The organism is Janthinobacterium agaricidamnosum NBRC 102515 = DSM 9628 (assembly GCF_000723165.1).
Classification (GTDB): Bacteria; Pseudomonadota; Gammaproteobacteria; order Burkholderiales; family Burkholderiaceae_D; genus Janthinobacterium; species Janthinobacterium agaricidamnosum.
In genome coordinates, this window is record NZ_HG322949.1 from 994207 (window position 1) to 1011988 (window position 17782).

A 17782-nucleotide genomic window follows, 5' to 3' on the forward strand; every position below is an offset into this window, starting at 1 on the left:
ATTTTGTTTGCCTGCCGACCATATCGATGCAGTTATGAACCGTTTCCGCCTAGATGATGTGGAAGATCTTGCTGGTATCGATATTTTGGTTTTGGGTACCCTTCAGATTTCTCGTTTTGGAAAGATGTTTTGCGTTATTGACGATCCCGCGTTGGTTACGTTGCGTTGAGTTTGTTCTTCTACAGTAGTCTGGTTCAACGAAGGTTCAACCGCATAGTTGTGTAACGCTATGGTAAAGTGAAACGATGCACGCTAAGCTATTGTAAAGTAACGCAAAGTTGGATATGGTTGTGCATCAGTAGGGACTCATAATCCGTTGGTGCCGTGTTCGACTCACGGGAGGCCCACCAGAATTCTTGATGTGACAACAGCCCTTGCGAGAAATCGCCGGGGCTTTTTTGTTTGTGTTGTCGCATCCTCGGTCGGCTGGTGCTGACAGTTGAGATGGCGCCCGAATGGCAGAGACGGCCCCGGCGCCTTAACTTTGCCGGGTTCGGCGCTCGCTCCCCTTGAAATCGTGCAGCCGGGTGACAACCACCTGTTCAGATGCCAAAACGGATGCCGTACTGGCGCAGCCTTGGAGCCATCGACATTCGGCGTCATGGCTAAACGGGGTTTCAGCGCCGGCAACCTGGCATCCAAGCGCACTGGAATCCCAATAAAGCCATTTCCACCGGGTGACAATTGGAGAGTAAAATTTTCAAAAAATCAACTATATTAAGTATGGTCGTGAGTGTTCCAAGTCACGACCAAAGGGGTATTTGTCTTGAAGAAGACATAGTAAACGACGTTCTGTCGCATTAAAAAACTACCGGCGTGTCCAGGTAGACGGCTCGCCCGAACGCAGGACGAAACGCAATAACCATGCCATTGCATGCACCACCAACGAGAGGTTATCTATGAAAGCTAAACGCGCAACATTGTCGCTGTGCCTGATTGCGGTAAGCGCTCTATTTTCTTCTTATTCCTACGCTGCGAAAATTCCTGATTGCGGTAAACGCGAGCCGAGCAAGACCCTGCCGACGCCGCAGGATAGCGAATATGACGCGTATCGCAACGCGAAGACGAAGGCGGTGGCGGGTGGTCCGGGCAATACCGTCTTCAATAACAATGAAGGCCGGCTTCCCGCCGCCGGCAAGAACGAGGTTTATTATGAATACTATCTGGGCATAGGCGGGGATGGCGGGGCCGGCTCGCATCGTGCGGTATTGCTTGTGCAGACTTCGGGTAAACGCAAGTTAGTGCAACGCTACTATACGCAGGACCACTATGCTTCGTTCTGCAGCCTGAAGAACTAGTCCGGGTCGGGGGGAGGGCAATCGCGCTGTCGCGATGTCGATCGGCAGGCAGCGTTTTTTAGAATGGCATTGCGCCTCCCTCAAGCTGGCTGGATCCGTCCTGCCACCGCATAAAACCGGGTAGTGAACGTCATCGCATCCGCAGCATCGCTGTTGGCGCCGAGCAGCAACTTGATCGTCGACTCGGGCGATTGCTGGCCGGTGATTTCTTTCACGTAGACCAGTTCGCGCAACAAACGGACATTGCATGAGGCATCGACGGCATCTTCAAGACGCCTGCACGGCGCCCGGCAGTCATGCGCCAGCATGCCGAGGCGCTTGCTCAAGATGCCATGCGCCCCGATCGCCTTCATGCCCCGCCTGGCATGCAGACCGTACCACGTCGGCGTGCCGCTGGCGACGATGTGCAAGCAGTGTCGTTTGCTCTCCACGGTCAGACCCGACTCGCCGGCGTTCAGGACCGGTGTCGTCCGCGTACGACAACATTTGGCCTTGTGGCAAATACACGCGAGGGCCCACCCGTGGGGGCCGTACTGTATGAGTCCGGTCACTGCGTCGAGAAAGCTGCTCACGTGGCGCTGGCCGCAGCCAGCGTCCGGTATTCAATGACGTCAAACGCGGTCGCCTGCCGGCTGGCCCGAGTTCTGGCTAGTTTTGCCGACCCACGACTCCAGCGCATGCAGGCGCATGAACAAGCTCGGGATGAGCGTGTCCTTATCCTCGTGCGAGAAGACGGCCGGGGTGGGAAGCGCTGTTTTTTGGCCATGCCAGCCTGATGAACCTACAACCTTTTTATTGCTGCGACAGCGGCTGAATAGTCATGACTTTTTAATATGATCCGAAAAATGAAAGCACCAGATCAAATTATAAAAAATGAAACTATTTTGTTTGAAGTTTAAATAATTAATGGTAGATTGTCTATTGTTACATTTTGTCATCTTATAAATTTTTCGTGTTGTCACTTCTTGGATAGGAATCTGATGAATTTACAGGCGTTGAGAATATTTAAAGCGGTCGTTACGGAAGGTGGGGTGGCAAGAGCGGCAGAATGCTTGAATTACGTCCAGTCCAACGTCTCGACGCGGCTGATGCAGCTCGAAGAACAACTGGGCGTGCCGCTGTTTGAGCGGGTAGGCCGCAAGCTGGTGATAACGGAGGGTGGGATCAAGCTTTTGGCTTATGCGGAGCAATTATTGCAACTTGCCGATGAAGCAAAATCGGCGGTAAGAGGCGAGGGTAAACCAGCAGGAACTTTACGTATCGGTTCGATGGAAACGGCCGCCGCGCTGCGCTTGCCGGTAGCGCTCGCAAGTTTTCATTCGCGCTTTCCCGACGTCCATCTTGAGCTGGAAACCGGCACAACGGCGGCGGTGCTGCAGCAGTTGCTGGCGCGTTCAATCGATGTCGCACTGGTTGCAGGGCCTATCGTGTCGGATGCGTTGCAAAGTCACAAGGTGATTGACGAGGAGCTCACTTTGCTGACAGATATCGCCCACCCGGAAGTGACCAGTCCGGCTGACATACGCAACCGCACGATCCTGAGCTTTCGCGCCGGTTGCGTCTATCGGGAGCGCCTGGAGCGATGGTTTGCACGGGCCGCGATCGCGCCCAGGAAGATCATCGAATTCGGCACGTTCGAGGCGATCGTGGCTTGTGTTGCTGCCGGCATGGGGGTCGCGCTGATGCCCAAGGAACTGCTCGCGCGGCGAGAGCTGCTGCAAACAATCAAACTTCATCCGCTGCCCGAGGATCTCGCGAAGGTGCAGACCAGCCTGGTCTGGCGCAACGATACCAAACACCATATTTCGCTCAACGCCTTCGTTGTGTGCTTTCTGGAGCAGCCGCTTCGCGCGCAGCAGCTGCCCATGCCCATGTAAATCGCGGCGCGCGCCGGCGCCAGGCGACGCGCTCGACCCGATGCCGGCCCCAGTCCCGATACGTTTTTTATGCCGAAAGGCGCCAAGGAGTTTTGATGAAGTTTCCTGTTACCTCATTCGCAACCACGACCGGCATCGACCATCCGATCATACAGGGGCCGATGAATGGCGGCTCCCCCTGCGCGCTCGCCGCGGCCGTGAGCAATGCCGGCGCACTCGGCTCGTTTGCCGCGGCGTTGCTGTCGCCGCAGGCAATTATCGACAGTGCAGCCAAGCTTCGCAGGTTGACGACACGCCCGTTTAATGTCAACTTGTTTGTCCTGGAAACGCCGGAGCCGCAGCCGTACGACCTGGCTGCGGCGCAAAGCTTACTGGCGCCGTTTCGGAGCACACTGGAGCTGGGCGCTGCTTCCGTGCCGCAAAAATTTAGCGAGAATTTCCGCGATCAACTGGCCGCGCTGCTGGAGGCGGCGCCCCCGGTGGTCAGCTTTACGTTCGGTGTCGTCGATAGCGCCACTGTCCGGCAGTTCCAGCGTGCCGGCAGCCTGGTGATCGGCACGGCGACCACGGTGGCGGAAGCGCAGGCGTGGGAAAGCGCCGGCGCCGATTTCATTTGTGCATCCGGGGCGGAAGCCGGCGGCCATCGGGCCACCTTCCTGGCCGATACGGAACAATCGTGTATCGGCCTGATGGCGCTGATTCCCCAGGTCGCGGCCGCCGTTCGCCTGCCTGTCATTGCGGCCGGTGGCATCATGAACGGCCGTGGAATCGCCGCGTCCTTGATGCTGGGCGCCCATGCTGCGCAGCTCGGCACAGCCTTCCTTGCGTGTGATGAATCCGGGATAGCCCCCGCATGGCGGCGGCAGCTGGCGCTGGCGCGCGACGACAGTACCCGCCTGACGCGCGTGTTTTCCGGCCGCTACGCACGGGGGATCGTGAATGAGTTTATGGAAAAGATGCGCCCCTTCGAACAACAACTCCCCGTTTACCCCGTACAAAACGTGCTCACGCAAGAAATTCGCCAGGAGGCTGCGAGGCAGTCCCGTCCGGAATTCATGTCCTTGTGGGCGGGGCAGGGAGTGGCAATGGCGCGGCCAATGCCAGCCGCACAGCTGGTCGACCTGCTGGTGGAGGAACTGCGCGCCATCTTTGCCGATCTGCGTGATGCATAGCGCATAGCGCATCGGTATTGGGGCATGCGGCATATCCCGCCGATGGGTGCGCAGCAGCCGAAGATCCGCTCGACCAGTTTGCCTTTTCTGATGCTCGCCGCTTGGCCGGCGTGACGCGTGGCGCGCCCATCGATGGCGCTGTCTCTGTTCCGGGCCGCCTGCGGCATCCGCCCCGAGGCCACCCAGTTCCTTGACGAACCCGGCCGCGTCGGAGCCCTTGATGGCGCCCGGCGTCGCGTTCCGCCGTGCCGCTCGCTCGGCCCGGCCGCTGGCAGCCTGCCTGGCAAGACCGTACAGGCCACTGTACGGCTGGCGTACCAATACAGCAAAGTTATTAAATATACATTCTGTGTAGGGATCAAGGCCATCCTTTGGAATAAATTACGGATGCCAGCGCTGAATGCAGCGACCGTCCATGCGGGCGCCGCCATCCCGATTGCTGCCCGACCGTATACCCACCAAAAAATCATTAGCTTGTGAAAGGGCTGACATGCGAATTCTCTTGCTTGATACTCTACAGCGCACCTTATTGGAACAATTGCTGTCCGCAAATGTGCTTTATCGACCGGACTTGACCAACAAAAGCAGCGAAATTTTACTGGCCACCTTGATCGGTAGTGACATTGACGCCATCGTTAGCCGCAAACCGATCGCGCCCGACTTGCTGCATGCCTGGGCGGCGGCCAGAGCGACGCAGTGCTACAGCGTGGCTGTCCATGTCGGGCGCGACGCGGTGCGCCAGCAGACCAAGAATGAGGCGAAACCAGCCGTTGCAGCAGCGGATCAGTCGAAGGCATTTTCCGTATCGGGACTATCCGAAAGCGAGGCGTTCACCGCGGCTTTCGCCGTGCTGGAGCGCGCGTCGACCCTGCGCATCGCGCCGCCGCTGACGGAGAACGCCGGTACGCGCAAGCCATCAGGCGAACAGGTGGTGCTGCTGGGCGCCGGTATCGTCAACTTGATCACTGCGCATGCCTTGCTCGATGCCGGCTATGCGGTCAGCCTGATCGACGGCGGACCGGATCCGCGTGCTGCGCAGCCGTGGACCGCGTACGGCTGCAGCCGCGGCGGCGACGACGCGAGGATGTTTACATTGTCGGAAATGGACAATTACAACGACAAGCAAGCCTCGCCCGAGATGAATACGCTTTTCAAGCGCAGCGTCGCCGACCTGGGCTGGAACGTACATTGGAACGGTACGCTGGCGCCGGCCGAAAAGAAATGGATCGAAGAATTCGAGAGCATCCCGATCTGGTTGGCCAACCGCTACAACGAGGACATATTCGGCTTCAACCGTGAAAGCCTGCCGATGTGGGAGCAATGGAAAGCCGACGATCCGGCCTTGTTTGCCGCCAGCGTGCTGCGCGAAGATATCCTGCGGCTGTATTCCGATCCGCTGCATTACCGCGCGGCGGTACGGCGCCAGATTGGTATCGGCGCCGCCAAAAAAATGCTGACGCCGGCGGAAATCGCCGCTGAGCATCCTGGCCTGGCAGACGCCGTCGCCGGCGGCCACCTGGCCGGCGCCATCTCGGCGGTCGGCTTCACGGTCAATATCCATAAGTTCATGCATGCGCTGCTGGACCGCCTGGAACAGCGCGGCGCCAGCTTCGCATGGCACCAGCGCGGCCAGAGTCTGCTGTTCGATCAGCAGCGCCGGGTCAAGGGCATCCGTACCTCGACCATGGTGGTCGAAGCGCAGCACTATGTCCTTTCGCCAGGCGCTTATGGGGACGCCATTTTGGCGGGTACCCGTTCGCAGGGGAAAATCCATGGCGTCCTGGGAGCCTGGCTGCGCCTGCCGCATACGGGACCGCAATTGCGCCAGTCGCTGAAACTGGCGCGCAAAGGCCACATCACCGAGGATTCCAATGTGACGCTCGTCACCGCGGAAGACGGCAGCGACCTGCTGGTGATCGGTTCAGGCTATGGCCATACGGGTATCGATCCGCGCAATATCGACGAAGCGCAGCTGCACCAGATCTATCAGGGCCTGGTGGATACGGCGCGCACCTATTTTCCGGCGTCGTACGAGGCGGCCATCGCGCTCGGAACGCTGGAAAGCAGCTTCAAATATTGTGTCCGGCCATGGACATCGACCGGCCTCGGCCTGTTCGATCAGATGCCGACATCCGGCGGCGGCCGTTGCATCACCACCGGCGGCCATAACACCGGTGGATTCGCGCAGTCGCCATCCATCGCACAGGCAGTGGTCGCTGCGCTCGATGGCCGTCACCATCCGATGCATGCGGCCTACCATCCGCAGCGGGCCGAGACCTTTTTGTCGGCCATCGGCCACGGCGCGCCGAGCCGCCGGCGCGATGCCGAACCCGCGCTGGCGGGATGACAGGCAGGCTACCTTGTGCATGAAGCAATGACCGTGGAAGGCGGCCGTGCGCTTGCCGCCGGCCGCCACGGTCGACCGTCCTTGTCAACTATTTTTTGAAAGAGAACGTCTTGTGAACCAGAGTCTTGACACCCCGGTTATGCCGCGCGGCGCAATTGCCGCGCCCGATGTTTATAGTGCCGACGCCGCCCGCGCCATGCTTGCCCTGGGGGGCAACGCGGTCGATGCCGCCATTGCCGCGGCCTTCGTACTGGCAGTCACGTATCCCGAGGCCGGCAATATCGGCGGGAGCGGCTTCATGACGGTATGGTTCGACGGAAAGCCGTATTTTCTCGACTATCGCGACACCGCGCCGGCGGTCGCGTCGCCATCGATGTTTCAAGACGCCGACGGCGCAGTACGGCCCGGCATGAGTGTCGTCGGCGCCATGGCGGTCGGCATCCCGGGGACGGTGATGGGCTTGTGGACGGCGCACCAGCGTTTTGGCAGCCTGGAGTGGGAATGCCTGCTGGAACCGGCGATACGTTACGCCGAGCAGGGTTTTGCTGTACATGCCCAACTGGTCGAGCGGCGCGACGTGATGCTGGATGACTTCGCGGAAACAACCAACTTCACCAAATATTTTGGCGAACTTTCGGTGGACGCACCGTTTTGCCAGCCTGAATTGGGAGCGACGCTCAGGCGTATCGCTTGCGACGGCCCGCAGGATTTTTACCACGGCACCAGCGCCGAACTGTTGCTGGCGCAGATGGGCCGCAACGGCGGGGCCATGACGAAACAGGATCTGGCCGGCTACCGCGCCGTATGGCGCGCGCCGTTGGTTGCCGCATGGCGCGATAAGCAGGTGGTGACAGCGCCGCCGCCGAGCTCGGGCGGGATTGGCCTGGTGCAGCACCTGATGATGAAAGAGGCGCTTGCCTCCGAGTTTGAAGGCGTCGCCCATAACTCCGCCCAGTACTTGCATCTGATCGCGGAAATCTCCAAGCGCGTGTTCGCCGATCGCGCCGAATATGTCGGCGACCCGGACTTCGCGGCGGTACCGGTGGAGCGCTTGCTGGACGCGGATTATCTGGCCCGCCGCGCAGCGGAAGTCGATCCGCACCGGCCGTCTGCGATGGCCAGCGTTGCGGCCGGGCTGGGGGAAAGCGATGAAACGACGCACTTCTCGATCGTGGACAGCTGGGGCAACGCGGTGTCCAACACGTTCACGCTGAACTCCAAATTCGGCAGTGGCGTGGTGGTCGAAGGCGGCGGCTTCCTGCTCAATAACGGCATGGATGACTTTTCCAGCAAGGCCGGCGTGCCGAACCGTTTCGGTCTGATGGGGGCCGTCGCGAATGCGATCGCGCCTGGCAAGCGGATGGTGTCGTCGATGGCGCCGACGCTGCTGGTCAAGGACGGGCGGGTCTGTCTCGTGATCGGTACGCCCGGGGGATCGCGCATCTTCACGTCGATTTTCCAGGTGATGAACAACTTGTTCGATTTCAAGATGCCGCTGGCGCAGGCAGTGGCGGCGATGCGCGCTCACCATCAGTTGCATCCGGAAAATACCATTTACTGGGAGCCGTATTGGCCGATCGCCGGGGTGCTTGCGGATCAACTCGAAGCCCGTGGATACCGGCTGGCATCGCGCTTCACCAACGGCGATATCCAGGTGATCCGGATCGATGGCCAACGGGTGGAGGCGGCTGCCGACCCGCGCGCGCGCGGCGTCGCCTTCACCTGCGATGCCGCAAGCCGTGCGGCGCCGGAGCTGCAGGACCGCGAGCCGTTGGCCGTTTTTTTGATGTAGACGGGCTGGCACGGCAGCGCCAGTTCATGCGGGAGGCGCTGCCGCACAGTCACTATTTCCTTCGATATTGTGAATGAGAAAATATGCACCAGACTATTAATTTTTCGCGCGGCGTGCCCGATCCGGCCTCGTTTCCGGTCGATGACATGAAAGTCATGGCGGACCGCGCGTTGTCCAAATATGGCGATCAATTGCTTCAGTACGGTCCTGCCACGGGTTTTCTTCCGCTGCGGGAATTCATCGCCCGCTGGTTCGGCCGGCAGGTACCGGAAGTCATGGTCGGCAACGGCTCTCTCGAACTGTTCGGCTTTTTGTGCGAAGCCTGCCTGCGCCCCGGCGACGTGGTCTTTGTCGAAAGCCCGACCTACGACCGCGCCCTCACCATACTGCAGAAGCATGGCGTCGAGATTGTCGGCATCGATGTCGGCGTCGACGGCATCGATCTCGCCATGTTCGAGGCGGCGTTGCGCCGCCACACGCCGAAACTGGTTTATCTGATTCCCGATTTCCAGAATCCCACGGGCATGTGCACGCCGCTGGCGGCGCGGCAGCAAATCGCCGACTGGTCGGCGCAGCACGATTTTCTGATCGTCGAAGATGGCCCGTATGGTTTTTTACGTTATACCGGCCGCGACATTCCGACCATGGTCAGCCTGGCGCCCGATCGTACGGTACACCTGAGCTCATTTACCAAATTAATCAGTCCCGGACTGCGCGTCGGTTTCATGCTGGGCAATCCGGCTATCATCGACGCAGTCAGCCGCGTGGCCGAGAGTTATTACATCACGCCTGGCTATTTTTCCCAGGGGGTCATCGCCGAGTGGTGCAATGGCGGGCTGCTCGATGCTCAACTGACGAAGCTGCGCGGCCTGTATGCGCCGCGTCTTGCAGCACTGCTGGAGGCGCTCGACCGCCATTTGCCGGGCCGCCTCGTCGGGCGGCCCGAAGGGGGCTTCTTTGCCGCGATCACGCTGGATGCGGGGATGGACGAGGCGGAGCTGCTCGGCCTGGCGCGCGACGCTGGCGTGATTCTTTCATCCGGCAACGCGTTTTTCGTGCATGCCCCGTCTCACCGTTTCATCCGGCTGCCGTTCTGTGCCTTGCCGCCGGACGTCATCGAGGAGGGCGTCCGCCGCCTTGCCAGCATGGTCGCCGCGACGCAGGCGCGGCAGCCGTCATGGGCGTAGCGGCGCGGCCCGGGGTGGCCGGCGCGGCGCCGTTGCCAACGCTGTTCTTCGACATCGACAATACCCTGTTCGATTACAGGGGGGCCGAGACTGCGGCGGCAATCGCGTTCCATGACGCCTACGCGGCGCGGCTGGCGCAAGACAAGGCCGCGTTTGTCCGCCAGTGGGCCGATCATGCGGAACGCTATTTTCAGCGTTACCTGGACGGTGAACTGACGTTGCTGCAACAACGTCGGCTACGCATCATGCTGGCGTTCGGGTTCGACCAGACGGTCAGCGTGTCCGTGCTCGACCATCTGTTCGGGCGCTACCTCGCGTATTACGAACAGAGCTGGCAATTATTTCCGGAGGTGCCGGCCGCACTGCAGCTGCTGCGAGAGTTTCCACTTGGCATCATTTCGAATGGCGATGCGACGCAACAACGCAAGAAATTGCAGGTGCTTGGCATCGCCTCGTTATTCCGCCATGTGGTGGTGTCCAGCGATCTCGGCATCAGCAAACCGGATTCGCGCATCTTTGCCGAAGCCGCGCGCCTGTCGGGCGGCACTGGCGGCCGCTGCATCTACATCGGCGACCAGCCCGACACCGATGTCCGGGCTGCCGCCAGCGCCGGCTGGCAAGCCTTCCTGGTCAATCGCGAGATGGTCGACGGAGCACCGCGGGCCTGCCTTCTCAGTGTAGCCCGGCGCATCTTGCAGGATCATGCCGCTGGCGCAGCCACGGTTTCATGACTGCATCTTTTTACTTCACTTCAACAGACAAACACTTTGAGGATATACCTATGGGAAACGAAAGCGAAGCGATATGCTGGGACCCGGCGCTGCGCCGCGACGACCGCGGCGAGAGCACAACCGAGCATGTGTTGCTCTTGAACTGTCCCAACGGACGCGGCATGGCGCACCAGGTCTCCTGCTTCCTGACGGAACAGGGCTGCCATATCAGCGATGCGGCGCAGCACAGCGATGCGCGGGCGCAGCGGCTGTTCATGCGGATTCGCTTCAGCAGCGGCGATCCGGCCGATGTGTCGGCACGCTTCGGCACCTTCGCCGCGCGCTTTCACATGGAATGGACCATGCACGATGCGCTGCGCCCGATCCGGGTAGTGGTGATGGTGTCGAAGTTCGGCCATTGCCTGAACGACTTGCTGTTTCGTGCCAAGCACGGCTTGCTGGCGGTCGAGATCTGCGCCGTGGTCTCCAACCATACCGACTGCGCTGACCTGGCCGCCAGTTATCAGATTCCGTTTTTCCACTTTCCCGTGCAAGCGCCAGTCTCGGGCGCTACGGCCGGCCATGAAGAGCGGCTGATTGCGTTCCTGAATAACGCGGCGATTGACCTGGTTGTGCTTGCCAGGTATATGCAAGTGCTGTCGCCCGGATTATGTCGTCTGCTCAGCGGGCGGGTGGTGAATATTCATCACTCCTTTTTGCCCAGTTTCAAGGGCGCGAAACCCTATGGGCAGGCGTATGAACGCGGCGTCAAGTTGATCGGCGCCACCGCGCATTTCGTGACCGAGGACCTGGATGAAGGACCGATCATCGAGCAAGAGGTGATCCGGGTCGATCATACCCATGCTCCCGAACAGCTCAGCGCCTTGGGTACCGATACGGAATGCATCGTGCTCGCCCGCGCCATCAAATGGATCGCGGAATTCAGGGTCATCCTGGATGGCCGCAAAACGGTGATCTTCAACTGATGCCTGAAGCGGCCAGGGCTCCGCTGCGCGATGATGGACGGCGCAGCGGAGCCGAGGGAGCGAAGCGCTTTGACGTGTCAATTCTGCGCGACGTGTAAATGCATGGCCATGGCGTCGGGCGCGCCGTGGCGTTGCCGCGCAGGTGACGTTGGGCACTGTGCGCGCAGAAAATCGGACAGACGGATATTTCTTGCTGCCGCCACATTCAGGCGCAGGTAGGAGGCATAGTTGTCCTTGCCCGCATCGCATTCCGCCGCCGAAAAAATATTGCCTGGAGCAAGAAGGATTTTTTCCCTGTAGGCCGCGCGGACCAACGGCGCGATGGCGACGCCAGGGGCCAGTTCGGTCCAGAGAAACAAACCATCCGCCTGCGGGTCAACGTGCAGCCCGAGCCCGTCCAATGCCTTGATTGCAGCGACACGGGCCAGCCCGAGCCGCTGCGCCAGTCGCTCGGTATGTTTGCGATAGCGCCCGCCCTGCAGTAATTCCAGCACGATGGATTCGTCGATCCGGGAACAGTTTGATACGCTGTGAATTTTTGCTTCCAGCAAGCGTTCAGTCATGCCCGGGGCCGCGGCGACGAAGCCGACGCGTACCGCCGTGCCCATGGCCTTGCTGAACGAGCGATAATAAATCACATGGTGCAGCCCCGCCAATTGCGCCAGCCTGGATGGCGTGCCCTGCGCCAAATCGCCGTAAGTGTCGTCTTCGGCGATCGTAAATTGAAAGCGCTCTGCCAGGCTGAGCAGGCGGTGGTTGTTGCTCAGGCTGCTGGTGAAGCCAGTCGGATTGTGCAACGCCGACTGGGTGAAGACGAGCTTGGGCACGGTATGCGCGCAGACCCGTTCCAGCATCGCCACGTCGATCCCGTCGGGACCGCGCGGGATCGGAATGATCTTGACGCCTTCCTGGCGCAAACGGCTCAGCAGCATCGGATAGGTGGGATTTTCGACGACGACACAATCGCCCCGTGTCAGCACGGCGCGGCAAATCAGGTCCAGCGCCTGGGTGGCGCCGGCAGTGGTGACGATATGCGCCGGATCCACAAAGATGTTTTCCTTGCCCAGGTATGCCGCCAAGGCTGCGCGCAGCGACGACAGCCCTTGGGCCGGAACGTTTGAATGCCGGTCGCCGAAGCTGCGCCATATTCTCGGCACCAGACTGTGGCTGTTGACGTCGGCGAGCCAACTGCGCGGTAATGCGCCGCTGCCGGCCGCGACCCAGTCTTCGTCGATCTCGGCGGCACTGCGCGTGAGCCAGATCGCATCGAGCTCCCCGCTTGCGCCGGTATTATCGTCGTCGCGCCTGGCGGCAGGCGCCCTTGGCTGGCTCCGGGCGACGAAAAAGCCGCTGGAGGCCTGGCTGACGACCAGGCCCAATGCGACCAGGCGATCATAAGCGATCACTGCCGTATAAGTGCTGACGCCGACGTTTTGCGCGAAACGCCTGATCGACGGCAAGCGCATCCCGGCACCCAGCACGCCTTGTTGAACAAACGTACTAAATTGTTCAACAATCTGATCAGTCAACGGTAATGCGGAACATCTATCTATGGTAATCATACTTCGTATTCCTTTGAACTGATGGATAGGGCGCGCGCGGCCGGGTGATCCGGATGGCCGCGCCAGCGCCGGGTATGGCAGGGTCCGGCCATTACGTCTCCATCGACAGCAGCGTCAGATAGACCGCCGTGAGCACGGCAAACACGATGCAATAACGGCCGTTGGATATATAGCTGGTTTGCCTTGTGGTTTTTTGCAAGCTGGTGGCCGCGAGCATGGCGCAGGTCGAGACAGGCGATAACAGGTTGGACATCACAAAGGTCGAAGTCCAGGCCAGGTATTGGATCGTCGTGTCGTGGAACATGGGCGGATTCATCAGCGGAAAGAAGAGCCCGAAGAGCACCAGCGGATGGAGGCCGGCGATCGTGATGAGAGGAAAGACACCCAATAACAAGAAGAGCACGGTGGTCCGATCGGTCATCGCGAGCATCAGCGCCGCACCGAGGTGGGAGTGAAGATCCAGGGTTTGCACCGTAAAGATCAGCAAGCCCGAGGCGGCCAGCAGCAAGATCTCCGGCGTGATGCCGTCGACGCTACGCGCCACCTCGCTCTGCCGGCTTGGCAGGCCGGGTTTGCGGGTGAACAGCAGGCTCTCCGCCAAATAGCCGGCTATCATCGCCACTGCGATGGAAAGCGTGACATGGCCGGTCCAGTTCAGCGTCAGCAGCCCGCACAGGGCGACCACCGTGACCAGCGCCAATGGCTGGCGCAACGTGGTGCTGCTGCTGGCGCCGTTGCCGGCGCTGGTGTCGAGCTGTATCTGCGGCAGCATCGCCCCCAGCAACATCAGCACGGTGAGCGGCGCACCCAGCAGTGCAATACGGTTGGCCTGGAGTTGCGGAATGGCCGCCGCGACGGCGGCCGAGGCGACCGTGGTCGGCAGGATATACATCGATGCGCACAGCGCCCGCACGGTGATGCCCGACAACGCCAGGCGGTTGTGCACTTTCCCTGCGAGCGCTGCGCAGATGATGGAAATCGTGCCGAGACTGCCGACCACGCTCAGCCCTGCCGTGGCCAACGCGACCTTGGCGGAATTGCGCGGGCCTTCTTTGTGCCCCAGCAACGGCCGGCTGATCATTGCCGCCAGCCCCGATCGTACCAGGCTGTGGCGGAACAGCGCGATGCCGATCAAGAGCGCCATCACGGGGGCAAACCTGCTCATCGCGGCCAGCATTTGCATCAGGTTGGCTTGCGCGCCGAGCAGCGGCAGGCACACCAGGAAAATGCCCGTTGAATACCACAAGGTCGGTTTTTTTCGGCTCTCGGGACTCAGGTTCAGCACGATGGTGGCGCCCATCGCGACCAGTATCGCGGCCGGCAGCCCTTGTGGCAGTTGGGTCGAAAAGAACGTAGCGAGCGCCAGGAACGACGCTGCGAACGCGACCGATACATATTTCTGTTTTTCGCTCAGTATTAGCATGATGCGTCCTTTCACTCAAACGGTATGCAGAAACTCGACCAGCAAATCGGGTTCGGTAATCATCGGATCGTGATGGGCCGGCAATTCGGCCCACTGCCAATCGGGCTGCTTCCTGATGGCTTGTTTGACCTCTTCCAGTGGCGGGTAAACAGCGGCATTGCAGTTGACGTATATTTTTTCAACGCCGTTGCCAATCGGGTTGCGCAGCACCAGTTTTTCCGTATAGGTGCCGAGTGGCTGGGATGTCAGCCGCTGCTCCACCCACGCCAGGGTTTGCGGGTCGGCGATGTGGTAGGAGCTGGCCGGTGGCGGCGGAATGGCAATGCCGCCGCCTTCTTTGGCGGCTTGCGCCAGACGCCGCTGGGTGATCGCTTGCGGCTGTGCCTCGAAGACCGAGGAGCCGTTCGGTAGCACCATGGCATCGAGGAACACCAGCTTGCTGAGGGCGGCGGGTATCCGGTCCGCCACGCCGCTGACCACCGCGCCGCTAAAGCCACTGGCCACCAGCGTGACATTGCTCAGGTTTTCATAGCGGATGTGGTTGACGATAGCGTCGATCCAGGTCGTCAGCGAAATTTCTTTCGATAACATGTAGTTCAATTCGCCGACTCCCGGGCAGGTCGGCGCCGACACCTGGTGGCCCTTGCTGCGCAGCTCGTTTGCGACCTTGGCCCAGCACCATCCGCCATACCAGGCGCCATGCACCAGGACGAATGTTTTTGTTTTTTCTTTTGGCGCGGGGCTGTTCGCCGCGCGCGCCAGGGGGGCCGCCATTACGGCCAAAGCGGTGGCGATGGCACTGGTATGGAAACGGCGTCGTTGCAGATGTGTCGTCATGATTATGCTACCTCGTAATTGGGGTTGGAATTTGCCGCGTCGGACACGGCCGCGCTGGCGGCGCGCAGTTTTTTGATCTGTTCGAACATCGAGATGACGACTTTGCCGGCATCCGACAGTGAGCGGGAATTGGCAAACGGCCGCGGCAGCACATAGGTGTAAAACACCGCGCCCTCGGCGATATAGCCAAGCCCCCACAGGTTGGGAATGCTGGCGCCGGCGCTGTTGATGACGTTGACGTTCTTGTCGATCGCGATGCCGCTCGGATGGAAGTCACCGTTCTTGTAAGGCACGATTGTGCCTGCGGCTAACATGTTGCGCACCAATGGAGAGGTGCTCGTTTCCGGTTTGAACACATCGACTTTGGCCCTGATCAGCACGTCGGCGTATTCGGCGGCGGCGTCGTCATAGTGGCTCGACGACAGCTTGAACTGTTTGCGCTGGGCGTCATACGATACCTCGGCGCCGGGTGCAAAGAAATTGACCACGCCGGCCTCTATGAGCGCGAGCAATTCGATATTGCGCTCCTTCGGCGGGCCGCTGGCGAGCCGGTTGCTGATCGAGCACCAATAAGACAGGAAGCGGGCGTGCGATGCCGGTGTCAGGCCCGCATAATCGACCGCATAGCGGATATTGTCACGCACGTCGCGCAACATGTCGGCGGCAGCCTTTTCCGGGTTGCCGACATTGCCGCCGAATGCGTTGCTGATGTCGTCGACCAAGAATTCCCGGATGAATTCGCGGTAGGCTTCCGGACTGTTCAACTTGTGCGGCGGCAAGGGCGCGACCAGACGCGCGACGGCTTCTTCCTCGTCCGGGCTGATGTCGAATTGATCGGCTTCGGACCAGATTCCGCTCGCCGTGCAGCGCAGCACATAAGCCATTTCCTTTTTCAGCGCCGGCCATAAGTCGCGGTCGAAATCGAGTTGTTCACTGCCGCGCTGCTGCAGCGCCAGCTGGCGGCACTCGTCGATGAACGACAAGGTGAAAAAGCGCGCCTTGTATTGACCGTACGTGCCTTTCTGGTTGATCGCCCGGCCTCCGGCCGGCAATCCTTGCCGCGAATACATCCAGATACGCGGCTCGCGCCCCGACGGATGGTATTGCAGGCGCTGATCCGATAGCACTTCGAAGCGCCCGTCGACGCCGACCGTCAGTGCGGACACGATATCGGCCGCCGTCAGGCCGGTGCCGCAAATCGCGACCGTCGCATCCGGGCTGATGCCGCTTAATTTGGTGATCGGATAGGGGTTGTTCACATAGGACAGGAGGCTGTTGCCGGCTTGTCCTTGCGCCGTCCAGGCAGCAAATTGTCGATCGACGTCATCCGGGCCACACCCGGCATGACCGGTGGTCAGGAAGACAAAATCCGCCACGAACTTGTATCCGCCATCGAGCTCGACATCGATCTGGCCATTGGCTTGGGGCGCCACATCCACAGCCTCGCGCCGATGGTTACGGATCGTGACGTTATCCGGCAATGTTTCGAGAATGCGGTCGTAGGTCCATGTCAGGTAGACACCCAGCAGGCTGCGTGACAGATACGCATTTTCGGTGATCGGCTCGCCCACGTCTGCGATACATGCCTTGCCGTTGACCATGCGGTAACCCTTCAGCGTGAGCCACTCGAGGAAACTCAGTCCAGGCAGCAGCGGTCCTCCGCCTATCACCGATTTGTCGCAATAGACGGTAACCTGGGCCGCGATGGTGTTGACCAACAAATGATCTGGCTGGGTGGCCTCATGAATCCCCTGGCCGCTGACCGCCGGATCGATGATGTGTATCGTCAACGGTACATCGACTGGATGGTGCGCCAGCATGGCCGCAATTCGCTCCAGCACATTGACGCCGCGCTGACCCATGCCGACGATCGCTATATTTAATCTTCGCATTATTAATTGCCCTATCTGGTTAATTATTTCAATGATGGTTATTCCCGGTTTCCGGAATAAAAGTCCGGGCAGGAATAACTCGGAAAAATTATAGGTGGATTCTTTAATAAAGGCATAACGAAAAAATAAGATATTTAACATCATAAATAAAGAACATGAATAAATACTTTGTGCAATTTCAAATGGTTAGATTATCTGATGTGCATATCATTTAAATTGCAGCAATAACATGTCATTATTTGGAACAGGTAGTAAGTAAATAAGGCCGAGGTGTCCACTGCGGCATGACGGCGGGTAGGCGGGGATAATCTTATTCACTCGATCTGGCGACGGCCGGCGTCAACCTGGTTGTTATGCCATCGGCTAGTGAGGTTTGTCAGTTTGTTTGCGCGGCCTCGGCAGGCTTGGTCGATGTCGATAGAAGCGAGTGGCGGTGAGGTCTAATGCGGTGTTCAGCCGGGTAATGGTGGCCGTCGCGCGCAACGGCGCTAACGGCATGGCGGCTGGTGAAGATCAATAGACCTCGATTGGCCGCCGTCTGCTCGCGTAAAAAAGACGGCGGCCGCGCAGCGCTGTTTATATCAAGGGCTATTTCAATATCGGAGGACGGAAATGGAAACCGGTGTTCTTAAGAGCGCCGAATAAAACGCTGGGGGCAAGGCAATGCAACGCCGCCATGGATATTTTGTCAGGCGCTCT

Annotated in this window: 13 protein-coding genes and 1 pseudogene; 9 read left to right on the plus strand and 5 right to left on the minus strand. The window is 60.0% G+C overall.

The genetic code is table 11. The features are described from left to right. The first annotated feature begins 899 nt into the window (after positions 1–899). Positions 900–1298, plus strand: a complete 399-nt coding sequence (locus GJA_RS04250; RefSeq protein ID WP_038489127.1) for a ribonuclease domain-containing protein — start codon at positions 900–902, stop codon at positions 1296–1298. 80 nt (positions 1299–1378) lie between these two features. On the opposite strand, the gene GJA_RS27700 is transcribed toward GJA_RS04250, so the two are convergent. After that, on the minus strand, positions 1379–1708 hold the full coding sequence (locus tag GJA_RS27700; RefSeq protein WP_061301674.1) for a hypothetical protein: 330 nt from the start codon (positions 1706–1708) through the stop codon (positions 1379–1381). A 570-nt stretch (positions 1709–2278) separates the two neighbouring features. Here GJA_RS27700 and GJA_RS04260 point away from each other — a divergent pair. From GJA_RS04260 to purU, 8 genes and pseudogenes are all read left to right on the plus strand, one after another. Further along, positions 2279–3175 (plus strand): LysR family transcriptional regulator, encoded by an 897-nt coding sequence (locus GJA_RS04260; RefSeq protein WP_051780263.1) that lies wholly within the window; start codon positions 2279–2281, stop codon positions 3173–3175. A 95-nt stretch (positions 3176–3270) separates the two neighbouring features. Further along, on the plus strand, positions 3271–4347 hold the full coding sequence (locus GJA_RS04265) for an NAD(P)H-dependent flavin oxidoreductase (protein WP_038489130.1): 1077 nt from the start codon (positions 3271–3273) through the stop codon (positions 4345–4347). Positions 4348–4479: 132 nt separating this feature from the next. Next, the gene (locus GJA_RS27705; RefSeq protein WP_038489131.1) at positions 4480–4827 is read left to right on the plus strand and encodes a hypothetical protein; all 348 of its coding nucleotides are present in this window, start codon (positions 4480–4482) and stop codon (positions 4825–4827) included. Between the two features lie 91 nt (positions 4828–4918). Continuing rightward, the gene (locus tag GJA_RS04275; RefSeq protein ID WP_061301675.1) at positions 4919–6694 is read left to right on the plus strand and encodes an NAD(P)/FAD-dependent oxidoreductase; all 1776 of its coding nucleotides are present in this window, start codon (positions 4919–4921) and stop codon (positions 6692–6694) included. A gap of 112 nt (positions 6695–6806) precedes the next feature. Next, positions 6807–8411 (plus strand): annotated as a pseudogene (ggt, locus tag GJA_RS04280) (gamma-glutamyltransferase); the annotation flags it as partial. A gap of 158 nt (positions 8412–8569) precedes the next feature. Beyond that, positions 8570–9673, plus strand: a complete 1104-nt coding sequence (locus GJA_RS04285; RefSeq protein ID WP_051780266.1) for an aminotransferase-like domain-containing protein — start codon at positions 8570–8572, stop codon at positions 9671–9673. Beyond that, complete coding sequence (locus GJA_RS04290) at positions 9664–10404, plus strand: HAD family hydrolase (RefSeq protein WP_038489133.1); 741 nt, start codon at positions 9664–9666, stop codon at positions 10402–10404. The genes GJA_RS04285 and GJA_RS04290 overlap by 10 nt, the downstream gene beginning before the upstream one ends. Before the next feature lie 50 nt (positions 10405–10454). After that, positions 10455–11369 carry a formyltetrahydrofolate deformylase gene (gene purU / locus GJA_RS04295; protein WP_081905245.1) on the plus strand — a complete coding sequence of 305 codons (915 nt, stop codon included), beginning with the start codon at positions 10455–10457 and terminating at the stop codon, positions 11367–11369. Positions 11370–11446: 77 nt separating this feature from the next. Here the strand turns inward: purU and GJA_RS04300 are convergent, their stop codons facing one another. The 4 genes from GJA_RS04300 to GJA_RS04315 all read right to left on the minus strand — a co-directional run bounded on the left by GJA_RS04300 (position 11447) and on the right by GJA_RS04315 (position 17083). After that, positions 11447–12931 (minus strand): aminotransferase-like domain-containing protein, encoded by a 1485-nt coding sequence (locus tag GJA_RS04300; RefSeq protein WP_081905246.1) that lies wholly within the window; start codon positions 12929–12931, stop codon positions 11447–11449. Between the two features lie 91 nt (positions 12932–13022). After that, positions 13023–14354, minus strand: a complete 1332-nt coding sequence (locus GJA_RS04305) for a hypothetical protein (protein ID WP_038489135.1) — start codon at positions 14352–14354, stop codon at positions 13023–13025. 15 nt (positions 14355–14369) lie between these two features. Continuing rightward, positions 14370–15191, minus strand: a complete 822-nt coding sequence (locus tag GJA_RS04310) for an alpha/beta fold hydrolase (RefSeq protein ID WP_051780270.1) — start codon at positions 15189–15191, stop codon at positions 14370–14372. A 2-nt stretch (positions 15192–15193) separates the two neighbouring features. Then, a complete protein-coding gene (locus GJA_RS04315; RefSeq protein ID WP_038489137.1) occupies positions 15194–17083 on the minus strand; it encodes an FAD/NAD(P)-binding protein in 1890 nt (629 codons plus the stop codon). Between the last annotated feature and the right edge of the window lie 699 nt (positions 17084–17782).